General features: G+C 55.7%; 15 protein-coding genes. 13 read left to right on the top strand and 2 right to left on the bottom strand.

Annotated features, from left to right (window positions below; translation table 11 throughout):
* Positions 1-10: 10 nt before the first annotated feature.
* From DWB63_RS11895 to DWB63_RS11880, 4 genes are read left to right on the top strand one after another with little or no spacing between them, the layout of a single operon-like run.
* Positions 11-580 (top strand): 4Fe-4S dicluster domain-containing protein, encoded by a 570-nt coding sequence (locus tag DWB63_RS11895; protein ID WP_128329054.1) that lies wholly within the window; start codon positions 11-13, stop codon positions 578-580.
* Positions 577-1,527, top strand: a complete 951-nt coding sequence (locus DWB63_RS11890; protein WP_128329053.1) for a CoB--CoM heterodisulfide reductase iron-sulfur subunit B family protein — start codon at positions 577-579, stop codon at positions 1,525-1,527. Before DWB63_RS11895 ends, DWB63_RS11890 begins: the two co-directional genes overlap by 4 nt.
* Complete coding sequence (locus DWB63_RS11885) at positions 1,520-2,428, top strand: universal stress protein (RefSeq protein WP_128329052.1); 909 nt, start codon at positions 1,520-1,522, stop codon at positions 2,426-2,428. The genes DWB63_RS11890 and DWB63_RS11885 overlap by 8 nt, the downstream gene beginning before the upstream one ends.
* Before the next feature lie 45 nt (positions 2,429-2,473).
* Positions 2,474-3,772, top strand: coding sequence for a (Fe-S)-binding protein (locus tag DWB63_RS11880; RefSeq protein ID WP_128329051.1), 1,299 nt, complete (start codon positions 2,474-2,476; stop codon positions 3,770-3,772).
* Positions 3,773-3,912: 140 nt separating this feature from the next.
* Here the strand turns inward: DWB63_RS11880 and DWB63_RS11875 are convergent, their stop codons facing one another.
* Positions 3,913-4,338: a hypothetical protein gene (locus DWB63_RS11875; RefSeq protein WP_128329050.1), complete on the bottom strand. Its 426-nt coding sequence runs from the start codon at positions 4,336-4,338 to the stop codon at positions 3,913-3,915.
* 271 nt (positions 4,339-4,609) lie between these two features.
* Between DWB63_RS11875 and DWB63_RS11870 the strand changes: the two genes are divergently transcribed.
* The 3 genes from DWB63_RS11870 to DWB63_RS11860 all read left to right on the top strand — a co-directional run bounded on the left by DWB63_RS11870 (position 4,610) and on the right by DWB63_RS11860 (position 6,012).
* The gene (locus DWB63_RS11870) at positions 4,610-5,170 is read left to right on the top strand and encodes a DUF1566 domain-containing protein (RefSeq protein ID WP_164879874.1); all 561 of its coding nucleotides are present in this window, start codon (positions 4,610-4,612) and stop codon (positions 5,168-5,170) included.
* A gap of 71 nt (positions 5,171-5,241) precedes the next feature.
* Positions 5,242-5,613, top strand: coding sequence for a hypothetical protein (locus DWB63_RS11865; RefSeq protein WP_128329048.1), 372 nt, complete (start codon positions 5,242-5,244; stop codon positions 5,611-5,613).
* Positions 5,614-5,628: 15 nt separating this feature from the next.
* Positions 5,629-6,012 carry a hypothetical protein gene (locus tag DWB63_RS11860; protein WP_128329047.1) on the top strand — a complete coding sequence of 128 codons (384 nt, stop codon included), beginning with the start codon at positions 5,629-5,631 and terminating at the stop codon, positions 6,010-6,012.
* Positions 6,013-6,086: 74 nt separating this feature from the next.
* Here DWB63_RS11860 and DWB63_RS11855 read toward each other — a convergent pair whose 3' ends face one another.
* Complete coding sequence (locus tag DWB63_RS11855; protein ID WP_128329046.1) at positions 6,087-7,163, bottom strand: hypothetical protein; 1,077 nt, start codon at positions 7,161-7,163, stop codon at positions 6,087-6,089.
* A gap of 307 nt (positions 7,164-7,470) precedes the next feature.
* On the opposite strand from DWB63_RS11855, the gene DWB63_RS11850 reads away from it, so the two are divergent.
* The 6 genes from DWB63_RS11850 (at position 7,471) to DWB63_RS11825 (ending at position 15,206) form a co-directional block, all read left to right on the top strand.
* Positions 7,471-7,872 carry a hypothetical protein gene (locus DWB63_RS11850; protein WP_128329045.1) on the top strand — a complete coding sequence of 134 codons (402 nt, stop codon included), beginning with the start codon at positions 7,471-7,473 and terminating at the stop codon, positions 7,870-7,872.
* Positions 7,873-8,222: 350 nt separating this feature from the next.
* Positions 8,223-9,833: a TolC family protein gene (locus DWB63_RS11845; RefSeq protein WP_128329044.1), complete on the top strand. Its 1,611-nt coding sequence runs from the start codon at positions 8,223-8,225 to the stop codon at positions 9,831-9,833.
* Between the two features lie 2 nt (positions 9,834-9,835).
* A complete protein-coding gene (locus DWB63_RS11840) occupies positions 9,836-11,575 on the top strand; it encodes an efflux RND transporter periplasmic adaptor subunit (RefSeq protein ID WP_164879872.1) in 1,740 nt (579 codons plus the stop codon).
* 8 nt (positions 11,576-11,583) lie between these two features.
* Positions 11,584-12,252 carry an ABC transporter ATP-binding protein gene (locus DWB63_RS11835; RefSeq protein WP_206613162.1) on the top strand — a complete coding sequence of 223 codons (669 nt, stop codon included), beginning with the start codon at positions 11,584-11,586 and terminating at the stop codon, positions 12,250-12,252.
* 26 nt (positions 12,253-12,278) lie between these two features.
* A complete protein-coding gene (locus DWB63_RS11830) occupies positions 12,279-13,430 on the top strand; it encodes an ABC transporter permease (protein ID WP_241648825.1) in 1,152 nt (383 codons plus the stop codon).
* A gap of 54 nt (positions 13,431-13,484) precedes the next feature.
* A complete protein-coding gene (locus DWB63_RS11825) occupies positions 13,485-15,206 on the top strand; it encodes a prolyl oligopeptidase family serine peptidase (protein ID WP_128329041.1) in 1,722 nt (573 codons plus the stop codon).
* Positions 15,207-15,209 lie beyond the last annotated feature (3 nt).

Below are 15,209 nucleotides of genomic sequence, written 5' to 3'. Positions count from 1 at the left end.
ATGGTGAACCATGAGCCAGGCGATCAGACAGACATGGAGTCCGGCGACGGATGAATTCCAGTCGGTGCTCAAGGAATTGAAGGAAGCGGTCGGGGCGTGCATGCAGTGCGGAACCTGTACGGCGTCCTGCCCCAACGGATTTGCCATGGATGTGACCCCCCGGCGCATGTGGCGGATGATCCAGTTCGGCATGCTGGATCAGATTCTGGAGAGCCGGACATTCTGGTTCTGCTCCTCCTGCTACATGTGCACCCTTCGGTGTCCTCGCGGTCTGAAGCTGACGGCGGCCATGGGTGCGCTCAAGCGGTTGGCGAGTCTTAACGGGAGTCGTCAGGCCAGGAAGAACGGGGCCTTCTATTCGGCTTTCATGGAGGACGTCGAGGCCCTTGGCCGGGTGCAGGAAATGAGCCTGATGAACCGGTTTTTTTTCAAGCGAAAAGACCCCACGTTGCCTCTGAGCTTTGTTCCCGTGGGGATGAAGATGCTGGCAAAGGGGAAGCTGCATATGCCCAGCGCAAAGCAGCGCGGGGTGCTCGCGCCCATGTTTGCCAAGGCTCGTGAGATGGAGGGGCTGACATGAGATACGCCTATTATCCGGGATGTTCGCTTCAGGAGAGCGCGCAGGAATTCGATGTCTCCGTGCGGGCGGTCATGGGAAGGCTCGGGGTCGAACTGGAGGAGATTCCCGATTGGACCTGCTGCGGAGCCAGCGCTGCCGAACCGGTCAGCAAGCTCATGAACTACGCGCTTCCCGCACGCAACCTGGCCATTGCCGAAAAGGACATGGGCGGGGTGGACGTGCTCGCACCGTGCAACGCCTGTTACCTCAATCTGCTCAAGGTGAATAAGGAGGTGGTCGGGAACAGGCGCCTTCACGGCCGGGTCAACGAAGTGCTGGCGGCATCGGGTCTGATCTACGGGGGAACGGTTCAAGTCCGCCATCTGCTCGACGTGCTCTTGAATGATGTGGGGGCCGGGATAGTGGAGCAGAAGGTGACCGACAACCTGCAGGGAATGAAGGTCGCGCCGTATTACGGCTGCCAGATTCTCAGGCCGTATCCGGTTTTCGACGATCCGGGCAAACCTCGGTCCATGGAACCGATTCTCAAGGCCCTTGGCGCGACCGTCCACGAGTGGGACTACGGCAACCGCTGCTGCGGCGCATCCCTGATGATGGGGCACCGCGATGTGGCCATCCGGTCCGTGGCGGACATCCTGAACGGGGCCGAAGGTGCCGACGTCATCGTTACCGTTTGTCCTCTTTGTCAGATGAATCTCGAGGCCTATCAGGGCCGGGCGGTCAAGGCAGGGGGACGCTTTGTACCGGTCATGTATCTGTCGCAACTGATGGGGGTGGCTTTCGGCATGGGAGAGAAGGCCATGCAGCTGGGGAAAAACATGACCCTGACGGACAGGATGCTTGATGAGTTGGGCAGCAAGGCCTGGAGGTGGAAAGATCAGAGTGCGGGGGGCGACCGAGCGGGTGAGGAAACCATGGAAACAAGCAAGGGGGTACATCATGTTTAAGGACATCATTGTTGGTGTGACACCGACCGGAATCGACGATTACGCGGTCAATGCGGCTGCGGAATTCGCCAGGAAGTTCGAGGCAAAGCTGTATCTGACCCATGTGGCCGGAATGGAGCAGGGTTGGGGATCGATCGAAACCCTGGAACCGTCCGGCGAAACAGACCGGATCAGGAACCAGCTCGAGGAAATGTACGGGGAGGTGCTGAACGGCGTCCAGGATGCCAAGATATCGGTGGTTGCTGGCATTCCTCATAGTGAAATCCTCCGTTTGGCACGGAACAAGAACACCGACCTGATCATCATGGGGCCGCATACCAAGGAGTTTGAGGAGAAGCGTTCCAAGATGTGGGGTATGGCGGGCAGCACCCTTGAGCGCGTGAGCCAGAAGGCCCGTTGCCCGGTCATGATCGTGCGCAAGGAAGTGATTCACAAGGAACCTTTGTTCGAAAACGTCCTGGTGGCCACCGATTTCTCCGAGCAGGCCGAATGTGCCGTGAGTTATGGGGGACAGGTGGCCCGTCAGTACAAGGCCAACCTGATCGTGACCCATGTTGCCGAATCCGGCGCCACCGAGGCCGAGATCCTGGCACGGCTTGAAAAGGAGTGTGCGCCGCGTTTGCAGGGCGTGTCTTCGGTTTCCTATCTGGCGAGTCTGGGCAAGCCCGCCATGGAGATTCTGCGGATGGCGCAGCAGACCAAGGCGGACCTGATCATCATGGCCCACCACACCAGGGAAAAGGATCCGGACAAGGCCTTTTTGGGTTCCACCGTGGTTCAGGTGGCCCTGAATTCCCTGTGTCCGACCATGAGTGTCAACCGGTACTTCGATCTGAGGTGCGGCCTGATGTACGACCAGACCGGTCAGGTGGTGGAGGTGGAATCCGAGGCTGTTGTCTAGCGGCCAAGGCCGAGTTCAGTAACACCTGTTGTCCGGGAGGATGCCATGGGTGAGTCAGCCATACTTGTTGTCGAACCAAAGCAGTCGGCATTGGTGCGGAAGGTCAAGGAGTTGTTGCCGGGAGGCGGCAACCTGAACATGTGCCTCACATGCGGCGCATGTTCCGCCGGTTGCCCGGCCACCGGTCTGGAAGGCATGGACCCGCGCAAGTTCCTTCGACTTGCCCTCATGGGCCAGGAAGAGGTCATACGGTCCACCCCCTGGGTCTGGTTGTGCACCATGTGCCGCCGTTGCGTGTACGCATGTCCCATGGGGGTGGATATACCGCAACTGGTGTACTATTGCCGCCAATCCTGGCCGCGTGAGGATCGCCCAAAGGGCATACTGGGGTCCTGCGAACAGGCCTTGAATACGCCGGGAAACAGCGCCATGGGGGCGTCCAGTGAAGACTTCAAGTTCGTGGTGGAGGATGTCCTGGAGGAGGTCCGGGAGTCACAACCCGGGCAGGAAAACCTGGAGGCGCCCATTGACAAGAAGGGGGCCTGCTACTTCCTGAATCAGAATTCGCGAGAGCCCGTTACCGAACCTGACGAGATGGTTCCCCTGTGGAAGATCCTGAACATGGTCGGCGCGGATTGGACTTACAGCACCAGGGGATGGGCTGCCGAGAATTATTGCATGTTCCTGGCGGACGACGAGGCGTGGGAAAACGTTGTGCGCAACAAGGCCAGGGCCGTGGAGGAGCTGGGCTGCAAAGTCTGGCTCAACACGGAGTGAGGACACGAATTTTACGCAGTCCGGGCTGGACTGCAAAAATTTAATATTGAGCATGACTTTGAGATGGAAAGCATCATCAGTTTGTATGCCCGCTGGATTCGGGAGGGAAAATTGCCTGTGAATTCCGATTGGAACAAAGATTTGGGCGTAACCTTTACGGTTCAAGACCCCTGCCAGTTGGTGCGCAAATCCCTGGGAAACCCGGTGGCAGAGGATCTGCGCTTCGTGGTTCGTTCCGTGGTGGGTGAGGAAAACTTCATCGATATGTGGCCCAACAGGTCCAATAACTATTGCTGTGGAGGCGGCGGAGGTTTCCTGCAGTCCGGTTATTCCGAGGAGCGTCGGGCATACGGGGACATCAAGCTTAACCAGATTCTCCAGACCAAGGCCGACTATTGCATAGCGCCCTGTCACAACTGCCATTCCCAGATTCATGACCTGAGCGAACACTCCGGGGCAGGTTTCCCTGTGGTGCACCTTTGGACATTGATATGCCTTTCTTTGGGGATTCTGGGTGAAAACGAGCGGGAATATCTGGGCGATGATCTTAAGAACGTGGGACTGTGAATGACCTGGTCATCAAGCCCGGGGCGCGGCCGGGCCTTGGGCTCATTGCAGGAGGATTGAATGGATGCTGGTCCTGTCGACGGCAGCAAGACAGGTGAACATACAGGCAGGCATGGTGTCGGAGAATAGCGTCTCTGGGGCTATTTTTCGTATTTTTTCTGGATGCAGGTCTGGTCCCAGGTCCAGTGGTCGCAGGTGTTGGAGTAAATAATGCAATAATTCGTGATATTCAGCGGGATGAACTGGCTCTTGGTGAAGTGGGCCATGTAGTATGCATCGGAGCGCATCCGTGCGTCCCATATCTTGTAGCCGGTGGAGAGCGTTGTCGCGACCTCAAGGCTGCACAGCCACTCGTTGATACCCCAGGCGTTGATCCCTCCCGCCGCCTGAATCTTGTTCGCCAGCCCATCGTTTTGGGGCGCGGTGTCGAGATAGCTTTCCACATAGTCCCGGAGAGCCGATCCGCTCGGATCGGTTTCATCAGACCATGCCGGGTTGCCAAGACCCACCACCAACAGGAGCACGGGGAGGGTGAAGAATATCACGCTCAGTCCTTTTGTTGTCATGCCGTTGCCTCCACCGATATGTACATGGTGTTAAAGGACTTCAGGTCATGCGTATTGTCAAAGAGTGTTTACGTGAAAGAACGTGAATTCCCGTGAACCAATAGTTTCTTGCGCCGCAGACCGCAGAAAAAACCGTGCCTCTTCACGGGGGTCGGGAAACGCCTATCCCGATGAAATACAGCTTGTTGCCTTGAGGCAGCCTGTTTTCACACGGATTCACATGGAATCAAATTGACGCAGGGGTCGCAAAGACATCTACTTGATGTGCGGAATGAAGCCGTTCGGCCCGGGTACTTCGGGGCGGATGGCGCTGCCGCCCGACCGGCGAGTACAATTTTTAAGAGAAGCAGAGGATGGCATGCAAGGTATTTCGTTGAAGAATGCAAGACGTGTGGCTCAGGCTGTTTGTGTGTGCACGGTGGTGTTTCTTGCCTGTGCAGGAAGTGTATATGCAGAGACTTTCGTCGATAACGGCGATGACACGGTTACCGATACGCTCTCGGGGTTGATGTGGTCGAAGAACGGAAGCCCCGGCGGTTATGTCCAGTGGACCGATGCGGTGGCCATAGCCTCTTCCGGCAGTTTTGGTGGGAAGTCCGGGTGGCGGATGCCGACCAAGAGTGAACTTCTGGAACTCTATGCGCATCTGGGAGGGAGCAAGGGGCCTTTCAGAATGGATTTTGTGGGCGGGGTTCCCCATTGGTCCAGCACGGTTGGCACTTGGAGTTCCCTGCTTCGAGAGCTTGTCAACATGAAGACGGGAAAGTCGGAGACTCATCCCATTGATGTCGGTGTATATTCCTATATCTGGCCGGTTCGAAACGCCAATTGAGTTGTCTTGGCGCGACCTCGACTCCAGAGTGTCTTCATTGACCTTCGTGTTTGGCCTTCAAGGAGATTTTCATGAGAATGGTTGTTTTGATCGTGATCCTCGTGTTGCTGAGTTGTCCTGCCCGGGCTGGAGAGACTGATCCGAATGGAGGACAACTCAGGTCCATCGTTGAGAACTACCTGAAATCAGCGTCGCCTTCTGACGAGACTGCAAAGAAAGTCAAGGAGATGGGCGGAATGGACGCAACCAATGACTACTTGTTGCTGTGTTCCATTGAAATTGCGACCGGAGTTGGCTTTCTCATCTGGGATAGCAGAATGAGGGCGGATTCGTGCCCTTCGAAGATGATATCCACACCAGGGTACTATTGCGAGATCTATTCCAGGAACCATGATCACTGGAATTGGCAGCAGGGTTTGATGGACAATTATTGTAAAGAGTAACATGCTGAGGTTGTTGTGAAAAAGTTGCAATTTATTGTAGTCGCGTTGCTGCTCCTCATGAGTGGTGTCGTGGCCTGTGCGGACGACGGCATTGCGCTTGAAGTGGTGAACAAGACGGGAAAAGAACTGACAGTCAAGATGGTCATCAGCTCTTGGGACGGTTCCCGGGAAATCAATCGTACTGTGGCAAAGGATGAAACAGTTCATTTTGCGAAAAGTGAGACCATGCATAAGGAGGGCGCTCTGCTTCCCACGTGGGAAATAACATTTCATGGTACATGCGTATACATGATCACGTCAAAGGATGGGCAATGTCCTGTGCAGACAGGGAAGTCCAGTTGCGCCAATATCTCGGATATGGGAGACTCCTGTTCCCTCCGGTTTATCGTTGCCGAATAAGGCTTTTCCCATTTGACAGCGGTGTTTATGGAGAGCCTTTCCGCCCTGCCGATGTTGTCGGCAGGGCGGTTTTGTTATTGGTCGCAGTTGGCGTTGTCTCCGTCCCTGCACATGTCGCCTTGCAGAGGCGCAGCAGTCGTCTCCGTGCTCCCCAGGGCCTCGCGCAAGGCTTTTTCATCCAACCCGGTAATGACGGTGTTGTTGACGATGAAAAAAGGACTTGAGGTGAATCCGGCGTTTTTCAATGCGGACTGGTCGGCTATCATGGCGGGCGCGTATTCGCTGATCAGCCTTTCGTAGAACGGCATGAGTTCGCCTTGGGTCGCCATGAACAACTCCGGCGTGAATTCTTTGTACTGGGCTAGAATCTCCAGCGAAACTTCTTCAGGCTTCAGCCGGGTTCCATCGTCGCGAACCGGGCTGACCGGCTTGAGGTCCGTGTAGGAAAACCGCAGGATCTCCGCAGGCCGGATATTGTTGTCCAGCGCATACTCCATGACCCAGGTGGCAATGGCGGAACCTGTCTGCGGCGAGAGCGGATTGTGGGCGATTCTGATATTGCGGATTTTCGACATGTTTTCGTTCAGGAAGGTATACCCCTTGCGGCAGTATCGGCAGAACGGATCGGAGATGAAAATGATATCCGTGGTGCCTGCGCCGGTCAGGAAGGTCGCCGGTGTGACCGACTGGGGGAATTTAATGCGGGTGACGGCCGGGGCCCTGGACAGGATAGCCTCTCTTCCGTCCCGAATGTCGAGGATCGGTCCGAACAGGAGCGTACCTGTCGGATCAGTGACCGTTTTGAAGGGAAAATGCCGGTCCAGGCCGTGTCCCGTTTCCTGTTTGAGAGCGATCTTGACGGCAAAGTAGACGTTCGGTCCGAGTTGGACAGGTTGTTTTTCCTCAATGGTGAAATCCGCCGGTTCCAGCGCCATGGGTTTCGCTTGGAGTCCGTCTCTCGCCTGTGAGGCGAGGATTCGGGAAAAGTGGGCGGCAAGGTTGGATCGAAACGCCTTCTCGTCGAGGCGCATCGCCACGTTGTCTGTTTGGTAATGCCCGGCGGCCAAAGGCTGTTCCGCCGCTTTCAGGCTGCCGGGGACGAGGGTTCCGACCAAGGCTATGATGAGCAGAATCCCGGTTCGATATGTCACGCCAGCTCCAGGGGGTTTAATGCAGCAGGCCCGCGATGGGTGACGGGCGAGCGCACGGAGGTTGCAAAACGATGAGGAACGGTGGCGCAACCTGGCCAGGCAGTCAAAAAAAAACCATGTGAATACCCGTGAAAATGTTCTTTTTATTGTGGGGCCGTGTTGTCTCGTTATGCATTAAAACGAGTGGTTAGAGCCTTTTTTCACACTGATTCACGTGGAATGGAATTGACAGCAACAGCCTCTCTTGTGATGTGCATATCAGGCCTAAACCATCCTGGTGCATGCCTTAATTCCAAGGAGGTTCGTTATGAAGAGTATCACGTTACTGGTTGCTGCGGTGGCTATGGCCGGATTGCTTTTTTCTGTTTCCGCGCTGGCGGGCGATACAGACCCTTCCGGGGCCCAGTTGAGGAGTGCCGTGGAGGAGTATCTCAAGAATGCGCCTGCGAGCGATTCGAATGCCAACAAGATCAGAGAGGCTGGCGGGGTGAATGCTGCTTCCTTTCCCAAAGTAACGGAAGTGCTCTGCGGGATCGAGGTGGCCACCATAGTGGGCAAGGTCATCTGGGACAATCGGCGGGAGCTTGAGCCCTGTTATGAAAATATCGGGATGAGCGGCTATCAGTACTGCGTTGTTTACTCCAACAACGCCGACAATTTCTCCTGGTATTCTTCGGCCATGACCGAGAGGGGCTGCCCTACGAAATAGAATTGTTGCCTGGTGACGCAAGGGAGCCCCCGGCCGGATGGCACTTGGGGGCTCCTCAAGGTTTGTTGAGATTGCCTTTTTCAAATCAATTCCTCTGCGTCCTTCTCTTTTTTCTTTTGTCGGCGAGGTTCACGAGAGTTGTGGATATGGCGAACAATATGGGGGTGTTGTTGGCTTATTCACGTTAATTCACGTGGAATGGAATTGACAATTCTACACTCTCTTTTGAAGCTGCAATGTACTTGAATAGACATTTTCCCTAAGGATATTGGGTTGTAATCAGCCAAACTCCTTTTGGGGACTTGTCCTGCAGCCGCCATTTCACTTTGACTGGTTTTGAGGAGAACGCTTTGAAAGAATATCAGCGGTCAGTGTGGATCATTGTCAGCTGTGTACTTTTGACGTTGGCCAGTGCCGGGCAATCTCTGGCAGAGGAAACGCCCGACGCCGTGGAACCTGTGGTGCTGCAGCTGAATATGGGAGATGTGGTCGGGTTGGTGCTGCGCAACAACCTGAATGTGCAGACCTCTTATTTGAGCCGTGTCCTGCAGAAGTTCAATCTTGAACAGGCTGAAGCCAAGTTCGAGCCCAATGTCAATGTCGACGGCACGGTCAATCTTGAAGCCATCGAGAAGAGAAAGCGGATGCGGGGACAGTCCCAAAGGGCATCTTCGACAACGGCGGGTGTCGGAGCCACGGCGACCGTGGACCAAAAGGTTCCGACAGGGGCCACCCTGACATTCACTTGGGACAATACCCACAATGACAACACCGACGGAAGTCTTTCCTATGACAGCGCGGCCGGAAAGATCGACCGCGACAGCAGCAGGTCGGGCGGGCAACAGTCCTCCTGGAGCATCAATGTCACCCAGCCCCTCCTCAAGGGAGGCGGTATCGACTATAACATGGCCTCCATCCAGCTTGCTCGTATCCAGGAGCAACGCAACATATTGAGTTTGCGCGATTCCCTGAGCGGTTTGATAAATGAAGGCGTAAATCATTTTTTTACCTTTGTTCAGGCAAAGGAAAACCTGGAAATCCAGAGACAGGCGCTTGAACGATCCAAACGGCTGCTGGAGACCAACCGTCTCAAGATGGAGCTGGGGCGGATGTCGCAAAGCGACGTGGTCCAGGCCGAAGCCGATGAGGCCTCGCAGGAGCTGTCCCTGGAGCAGACCCGAAACAGCTTTGATGATGCCAGGCGCAATCTGTTGAATTTTCTGAACCTTGAACCGAACCTTGTCATTGATCCGGTGAAGACGGACTACCGGATCGTCACTCCTGACCTGGACGCGTGCATGGTCGTGGCCGTGAAGAACAATCAGGCCTATCTGGATAAGGTCTTTGCCGTGACCGAGGCGGAAACCCGGTTCATGATGGCCGAGAACGAACGTATGTGGGACCTGTCGCTCAAGGGCGGGTATGGCGAAGCCTATTCCAATGACAACCCCGGTTACAACCATACCGACACCGAGTTCAAGGCGGGCCTGGAGCTCAGTGCTCCCATCAACCTGTGGGGCGAAGACTACCTGAATCGGAAGCAGGCTCTCCTGCAGGCCGTTTCGGACAAGCGCCGTTCCAAGATCGAGTTGCAAAAAGCGGAAACCGACCTTCAAACCTCGGTTGCGAACACGGTCCGCAATGTGAATATGCGGCTCAAGTTCATCACGTTGGCGAAACGCAATTCCGAACTTAAGGCCAAGCAGTTGGACAATGAGAACACCAAGCTCATGACAGGGCGTTCCACCAACTTTCAGGTGGTCACCTATCAGGACCAGTTGGTTCAGGCGCAACAGGATGAAGTCGCCAGTTCCATCTCCTACCTTCAGTCCCTTCTGGAACTGGATCAATTGCTCGGCACGACCATGGATACGTGGAAGGTAGAATTCAAACATGACGATGCCGCGTTGGAAAAAGAGTTGAACGACGAGGTCAGACCGCTCGTATGGACATGGTGGTAATAATGGGAATTGATTGGAAAAAAGTTGTTACAGACAGCATCCTGCAACACATGGGTGAAGGGGTCATGGTCCTCAGCGCCGAAGGGGAGATCGTCGGGGGGAACGCCGCTGCGTCCTCGATTATGGGGATCGACCTGGGAGAGGGCAACCTGACCCTTGCCAGGATAGTCCTTGAAGAAGAAGGCAACGACGCCTTTTTGCAGGTTCTGCTGGATTCTGTTTACGAAGGGACCGCGATACGCGACCGGTTTCTCGACTATGTCCGCCCGGACGGCTCAACGCGTTTTCTCGCCGTGACCGCCTCCCACCTGCGCAATGAGACCGGGAAAATAGAGGGCGCCTTCCTGGTCCTGCGCGATGCCACGGAGATGGAGAAACTCAAGGCGAGCGAGTGTGCCTTGAACGACGAACTGAAAGCCGCCCTGCGCCAGGCCGATGAGAACGGAAAAGCGTTGGAGGCATCTCTCCAGCAGGGGCAAAAGATTCGCAATTGGCTCACTGCGGCCATCCTGATTCTGTTTCTCGGCCTCGGGATATATTATTGGGTAGGCAGTCCTTCCACCTTTGGTTCCGGGGCGTTGACCGCTGCGCGAAGCGGCGATTCCGGGCAGCAGAATTCCATGATCGTCAACCCCCGTCCAGTGACGCGGAGCATTTCCCTTTCCGGGATCGTGGCTCCTTTGGAAGAAGTGATCCTGGCGGCCCCGTTTCAGGCCAAGGTCGAGCGCAAGCTGTTCTTTTATGGCGACAGGGTGGAGCGTGATCAGCTCCTCCTTGTTTTGGATACAGCGGATATGGCCGCCAAGGTTCGGGATGCACGCGCAGCGTATATCAAGGCCAAAAAGAAGTCCCTGGAGCTCGAAGGGTGGGACAGGACGCCTGATGTCGCCAAGGCCAAACGGGCCTTGAGCCAGGCCAAAAGTCAGCTCAGGAAGGCGCAGGACAAGGTCCTTGAGGACAAGACGCTGTATGAACAGGGAATCATACCCAGAAGCGAGTACGATTCTTCGGTTGAGGATGTGCAGGACAAGAAGATGCAATATGTGGCCAGTGAGGAGAGCCTGCAGTCGACTTTGGACAAGGGGGACGACGAATATCGCGAGATCGCCCAAATGGAAATGGAGAACGCCGAGGCAAAGATGAAGGCGGCAGAAGAAAAGCTGGCACAGACCGAGATCAGGGCGCCGGTTTCGGGGATAGCCATTCGGCCAAGTTCCAAGGACAAGGATGCGAACAACGTTACTGCAGGGATGTCCGTGAACGAGGGGCAGGCCCTGCTTTCCGTCGGCAGTCTTGAGGGGCTTTCCATCACCACCGAAGTCGATGAGCTGGATATCAACAACCTTGAGAAAGGGCAGCCTGTGCTGGTGTCGGGCGATGCCTTTCCCGGCATCCAACTCAAGGGGCGTATTTCGCAGATATCCTCACAGGCCAATGATGGGCAGGTGCCGACCTTTACCACGACCATACGGCTGCGTGATCTTCCCGACGACGTGGAGAAGACGGTACGCCTGGGCATGACCGCCAATATGCAGGTTGAGACCTACTCCAATCCGGAGGCGCTGCTTGTGCCTTTGACTGCTGTCCATCGGGCCGGTGAGGGCAGCATGGTCCGCGTTGTGGAGGGTGACGGAAACGTGGCGGAGACGGCCGTGGAGACGGGATACACCACACTGACCGAGGTTGAAATCGTTTCCGGACTCAAGCCCGGTGCGACCATCCTCATTGGTCCGGCACAGTAGGGATTGTCGTGATTGATCTCAAGAATATCCATAAATCGTACCGGCTTGGTTCAATGGATGTCGAGATCCTCAAAGGCGTGGACATGCGCGTGGACCAGGGGGAGATGCTGGCTGTTCTGGGATCATCCGGTTGCGGCAAGAGCACGCTGATGAACATCCTCGGATTCCTGGACCAGCCGACATCCGGCGAGTATTTTTTTGAAGGGCGTTGCGCTGACGGCCTTGCCGACAACGAGCTGTCGCGTATCCGCAACAGCCGGATCGGTTTTGTCTTCCAGCAATTCAACCTGCTCCCCAAGCTGACGGCCCTGGATAACGTCTGCCTTCCCTTGCTGTATCGGGGCATACGCATGAAGGATCGCGTGGAGCGGGGGCGTGAAATGCTCTCCAAGGTGGGCATGAGCGACAGGGAGGACCACCGGCCCGGCGAGTTGTCCGGCGGCCAGCAGCAGCGGGTTGCCATCGCGCGCGCCTTGTGCGGCAGTCCGTCGCTCATTCTGGCGGATGAACCTACCGGGGCGCTGGATACTGTCACCAGCTCCGAAATCATGGAATTGTTTCTTTCGCTGAACGCCGATGAAGGCATCACCGTCATCATCATCACTCATGACCCGGGACTCGCCAGGCTGTGCGGTCGGTCCGTGCTCATGCAGGATGGATTGGTGGAACCACGATGATTTTCGGTGAGAACGTACAGGAGTCAATGCGTTCGCTGTGGAGCGCCAAGCAGCGCTCCCTGCTTGCGCTGATCGGTATTGTTATCGGTATCGGTTCGGTCATCGCCATGGTGACGGTAGGGCAGATCGTTGAAAACGAAGCCATCAGGCAGTTTCGAGAAATGGGCACGGATGTTTGTCTGGTTCGGCTGGCAGTGGCGGGTGGGCAGCGTGTCCAAAGCAAAGGCATGAACCTTGAGGCTGTTCTCAATGTCCCGGAGCGATGCTCGACGATCAAGACCACGGCTCCCTATGTTTCGCTGTATTCCCGGCTGACCTATGGCGGCAAAAGGACCTCTTCTCCCGGATTGGGGGTGACGGAAGAGTTCAAGGATATATTCAAGGTGCCTGTTGTGTCGGGCCGGTTCATTTCCAATCTTGACGGGAATGCGAATTTTTGTGTTTTGGGCAGCAGCAAGGCCCAGTGGCTGGCAGAACAAGGGGTGGATGATCCCGTCGGTAAAGAGGTCGTGTTTGCCGACAAGTTGTTCATTGTGGTCGGCGTTGCCGGAGCGGTCCCCTCAGGGACATTCAGCCCCTATGAGATCAATGAAGGTGTCATGGTGCCCATCGGTGCGGCCATGCGCAGTTCGGATCGTCCACAGGTCAATATGTTCGGCGCGCGCATGACCGGGCATGGGGTCAGCAGTGAGGCCGACCGTCAATTGAAGGAGTATTTTCAGTATTCCTCCCGGCAGGGTGTTCGCATGACCAGTGCCGAGGAACTGGTGGCCCAGATGGATCGGCAGATGCGCATGTTCACGCTGTTGCTGGGGGCCATCGGATCGATTTCACTCATTGTCGGCGGGGTGGGGGTCATGAACGTCATGCTGGTCTCTGTTTCCGAACGGCGCAGGGAGATCGGCATTCGCAGGGCCATCGGGGCCGAGCAAAGTGACATCCAGTTCCAGTTCATCATCGAATCCGTGCTGTTGTCCTTTGCGGGCGGGATCATCGGACTGGCGCTGGGTGTCGGGGCCGTCGCCATCATCTGCCGTTTTACAGGATGGGAATTCTTTGTTTCCCGAATAGCGGCGATTCTTGGCATCGGCGTGTCTGCGGCTGTCGGTGTGTTCTTTGGGTATTATCCGGCCCGACAGGCGGCTCGCATGAGTCCCATTGATGCCCTGCGGTCTTAATAAGTACTCATAAAAATTTGTTAAACATGTTTTTTACGGAAGAGGAGATTCCAAATGGATCATCGTAATATTTCAGGGAAATGGCTTGCGCCTCTTGTGCTGTGCGTCGCAGTCGTATTGTGCCACGCAGTGGTCCTGGCGTCCGGGGGTATCGACCCTGCCGACCCTATGGTGAGGGTCACTTCGGCACCCTGTGATCTGGATATCCACAAGGTTTTGGCCGCTGTCAGCAAGGACGTCAGTAGAGACACGGGTATCGGGGAATCCTTCATAACCTACTATTGGCAGACGTTCGATCACATCGTGTATGAAGGCAAGGAAAGAACCAAGCCGTTGTTCGTCGATCTGTATGTCCCTGGCTTTTTCAGTGACGCCGACGTCCGGGGCATGCTCAATGCCATAGCGGACGCCCTTGTGAAGCATGCTGGCATCGAGCGGAATTGGGTGTTTATCCATACGCATTTCCCGTTGCCGGGACAGGTCTACATCAGTGGCTCCGTCACCAACTGGGATACGTATCGGGGCAAGCCCAGCAATGCCCCCCGTGCCATTGAAGAGCGTGCCCTGAACAAATTTCAGTTCAACGATGCTTCCTTTGTTTTTCAGTGTCTCTGGCGGTTCGGCGTGATTGCCTCGGGGGGAGCCGACCTTGGCGAACTTCTGACCGTCACCAGCCGTATCCAGGATTTCGACAAGGAGAGCTGGTACACGTCGTGGACTTCCATGGCAGATAAAGTGCGTGCCATGGGTGATGAGTTTGCATCAACACTGCATGCCCGCAGTGCCAGGGAGGCGTATTTCCGGGCAACCAACTACTATCGCGCCAGTGAAGTCTATCTCCCGCCAAATGATCCGCGCAAACATGTGGCCTGGGAACAGGGGCGAAATACCTTTCTCAAGGCTGCCAAGCTGTCGGGTGGTTTGATCGAACCAGTTCGAATTCCCTACGAGAAAACCACACTTCCCGGATATTTTGTCAAGGCAGACAATAGCGGCAGGAAACGCCCGCTGTTGCTCATCCAGACCGGGCTCGACGGTACTGCCGAAGACCTCTATTTGGTTCTTGGTGTGCACGCCGCCAAGCGTGGCTACAATTGTCTTATCTACGAAGGGCCGGGGCAGGGTGAAGCCATCGCCGTGCAGAAACTGCCGTTCCGTCACGACTGGGAAAAGGTCGTCACCCCTGTGGTTGACTATGCCCTGACCCGTTCAGAAGTCGATGCCGATCGTCTCGCCATTATCGGCTACTCCATGGGCGGGTACCTTGTGCCACGCGCTCTTGCCCATGAAAAGCGTATCCGCTGGGGCATTGTCGACGGCGGCGTCTACAGTGTATTTGACGGCACCATGACCAAGTTTCCCGCAGAATTGAAAGAAGATGTCGGCAAAGCAAGTCGCAAGGAGAAGGTGAACGCGCTGGCCTATGCGGAAATGGAAAAGCATCCCGACCTGAAGCAGTTCATCAACCAGATGCTCTGGACCTTTGATGCGGATTCCCCGTTCGAGTTGTTCACCGAGTTGAAGAAATACAGCATGGGAAAAGTCCTTGGAGAAATAGACACTGAAATGTTCGTGCTCAATTCAAGTGACGACCAGATAGCCGGGTCCAATGCACAGGCAAAGAAATTCTATAACGGCCTGGAATCCATGAAGACCTACCATGAATTCACCGCCGACCAGGGGGCGCAGTTCCATTGTCAGTCCGGCGCGCCTTTTGTTTCCAGCGAACGCATTTTAAACTGGCTCGATGAACGGGCCATGCCGCAGTTGCGGTAGGAG

This window comes from Pseudodesulfovibrio sp. S3 (assembly GCF_004025585.1).
In the GTDB taxonomy this organism is placed as follows: domain Bacteria; phylum Desulfobacterota; class Desulfovibrionia; order Desulfovibrionales; family Desulfovibrionaceae; genus Pseudodesulfovibrio.
This window is presented reverse-complemented; position numbering and strand designations above follow the sequence as displayed.

What these genes read in the sequence shown, in the direction of transcription:
- DWB63_RS11895 (WP_128329054.1), top strand. Translation starts at nt 11, where the DNA reads ATGAGCCAGGCGATCAGACAGACATGGAGTCCGGCGACGGATGAATTC.
- DWB63_RS11840 (WP_164879872.1), top strand. Translation starts at nt 9,836, where the DNA reads ATGGGAATTGATTGGAAAAAAGTTGTTACAGACAGCATCCTGCAACAC.
- DWB63_RS11870 (WP_164879874.1), top strand. Translation starts at nt 4,610, where the DNA reads ATGAAGCCGTTCGGCCCGGGTACTTCGGGGCGGATGGCGCTGCCGCCC.
- DWB63_RS11830 (WP_241648825.1), top strand. Translation starts at nt 12,279, where the DNA reads ATGCGTTCGCTGTGGAGCGCCAAGCAGCGCTCCCTGCTTGCGCTGATC.
- DWB63_RS11850 (WP_128329045.1), top strand. Translation starts at nt 7,471, where the DNA reads ATGAAGAGTATCACGTTACTGGTTGCTGCGGTGGCTATGGCCGGATTG.
- DWB63_RS11885 (WP_128329052.1), top strand. Translation starts at nt 1,520, where the DNA reads ATGTTTAAGGACATCATTGTTGGTGTGACACCGACCGGAATCGACGAT.
- DWB63_RS11890 (WP_128329053.1), top strand. Translation starts at nt 577, where the DNA reads ATGAGATACGCCTATTATCCGGGATGTTCGCTTCAGGAGAGCGCGCAG.
- DWB63_RS11875 (WP_128329050.1), bottom strand. Translation starts at nt 4,338, where the DNA reads ATGACAACAAAAGGACTGAGCGTGATATTCTTCACCCTCCCCGTGCTC.
- DWB63_RS11825 (WP_128329041.1), top strand. Translation starts at nt 13,485, where the DNA reads ATGGATCATCGTAATATTTCAGGGAAATGGCTTGCGCCTCTTGTGCTG.
- DWB63_RS11865 (WP_128329048.1), top strand. Translation starts at nt 5,242, where the DNA reads ATGAGAATGGTTGTTTTGATCGTGATCCTCGTGTTGCTGAGTTGTCCT.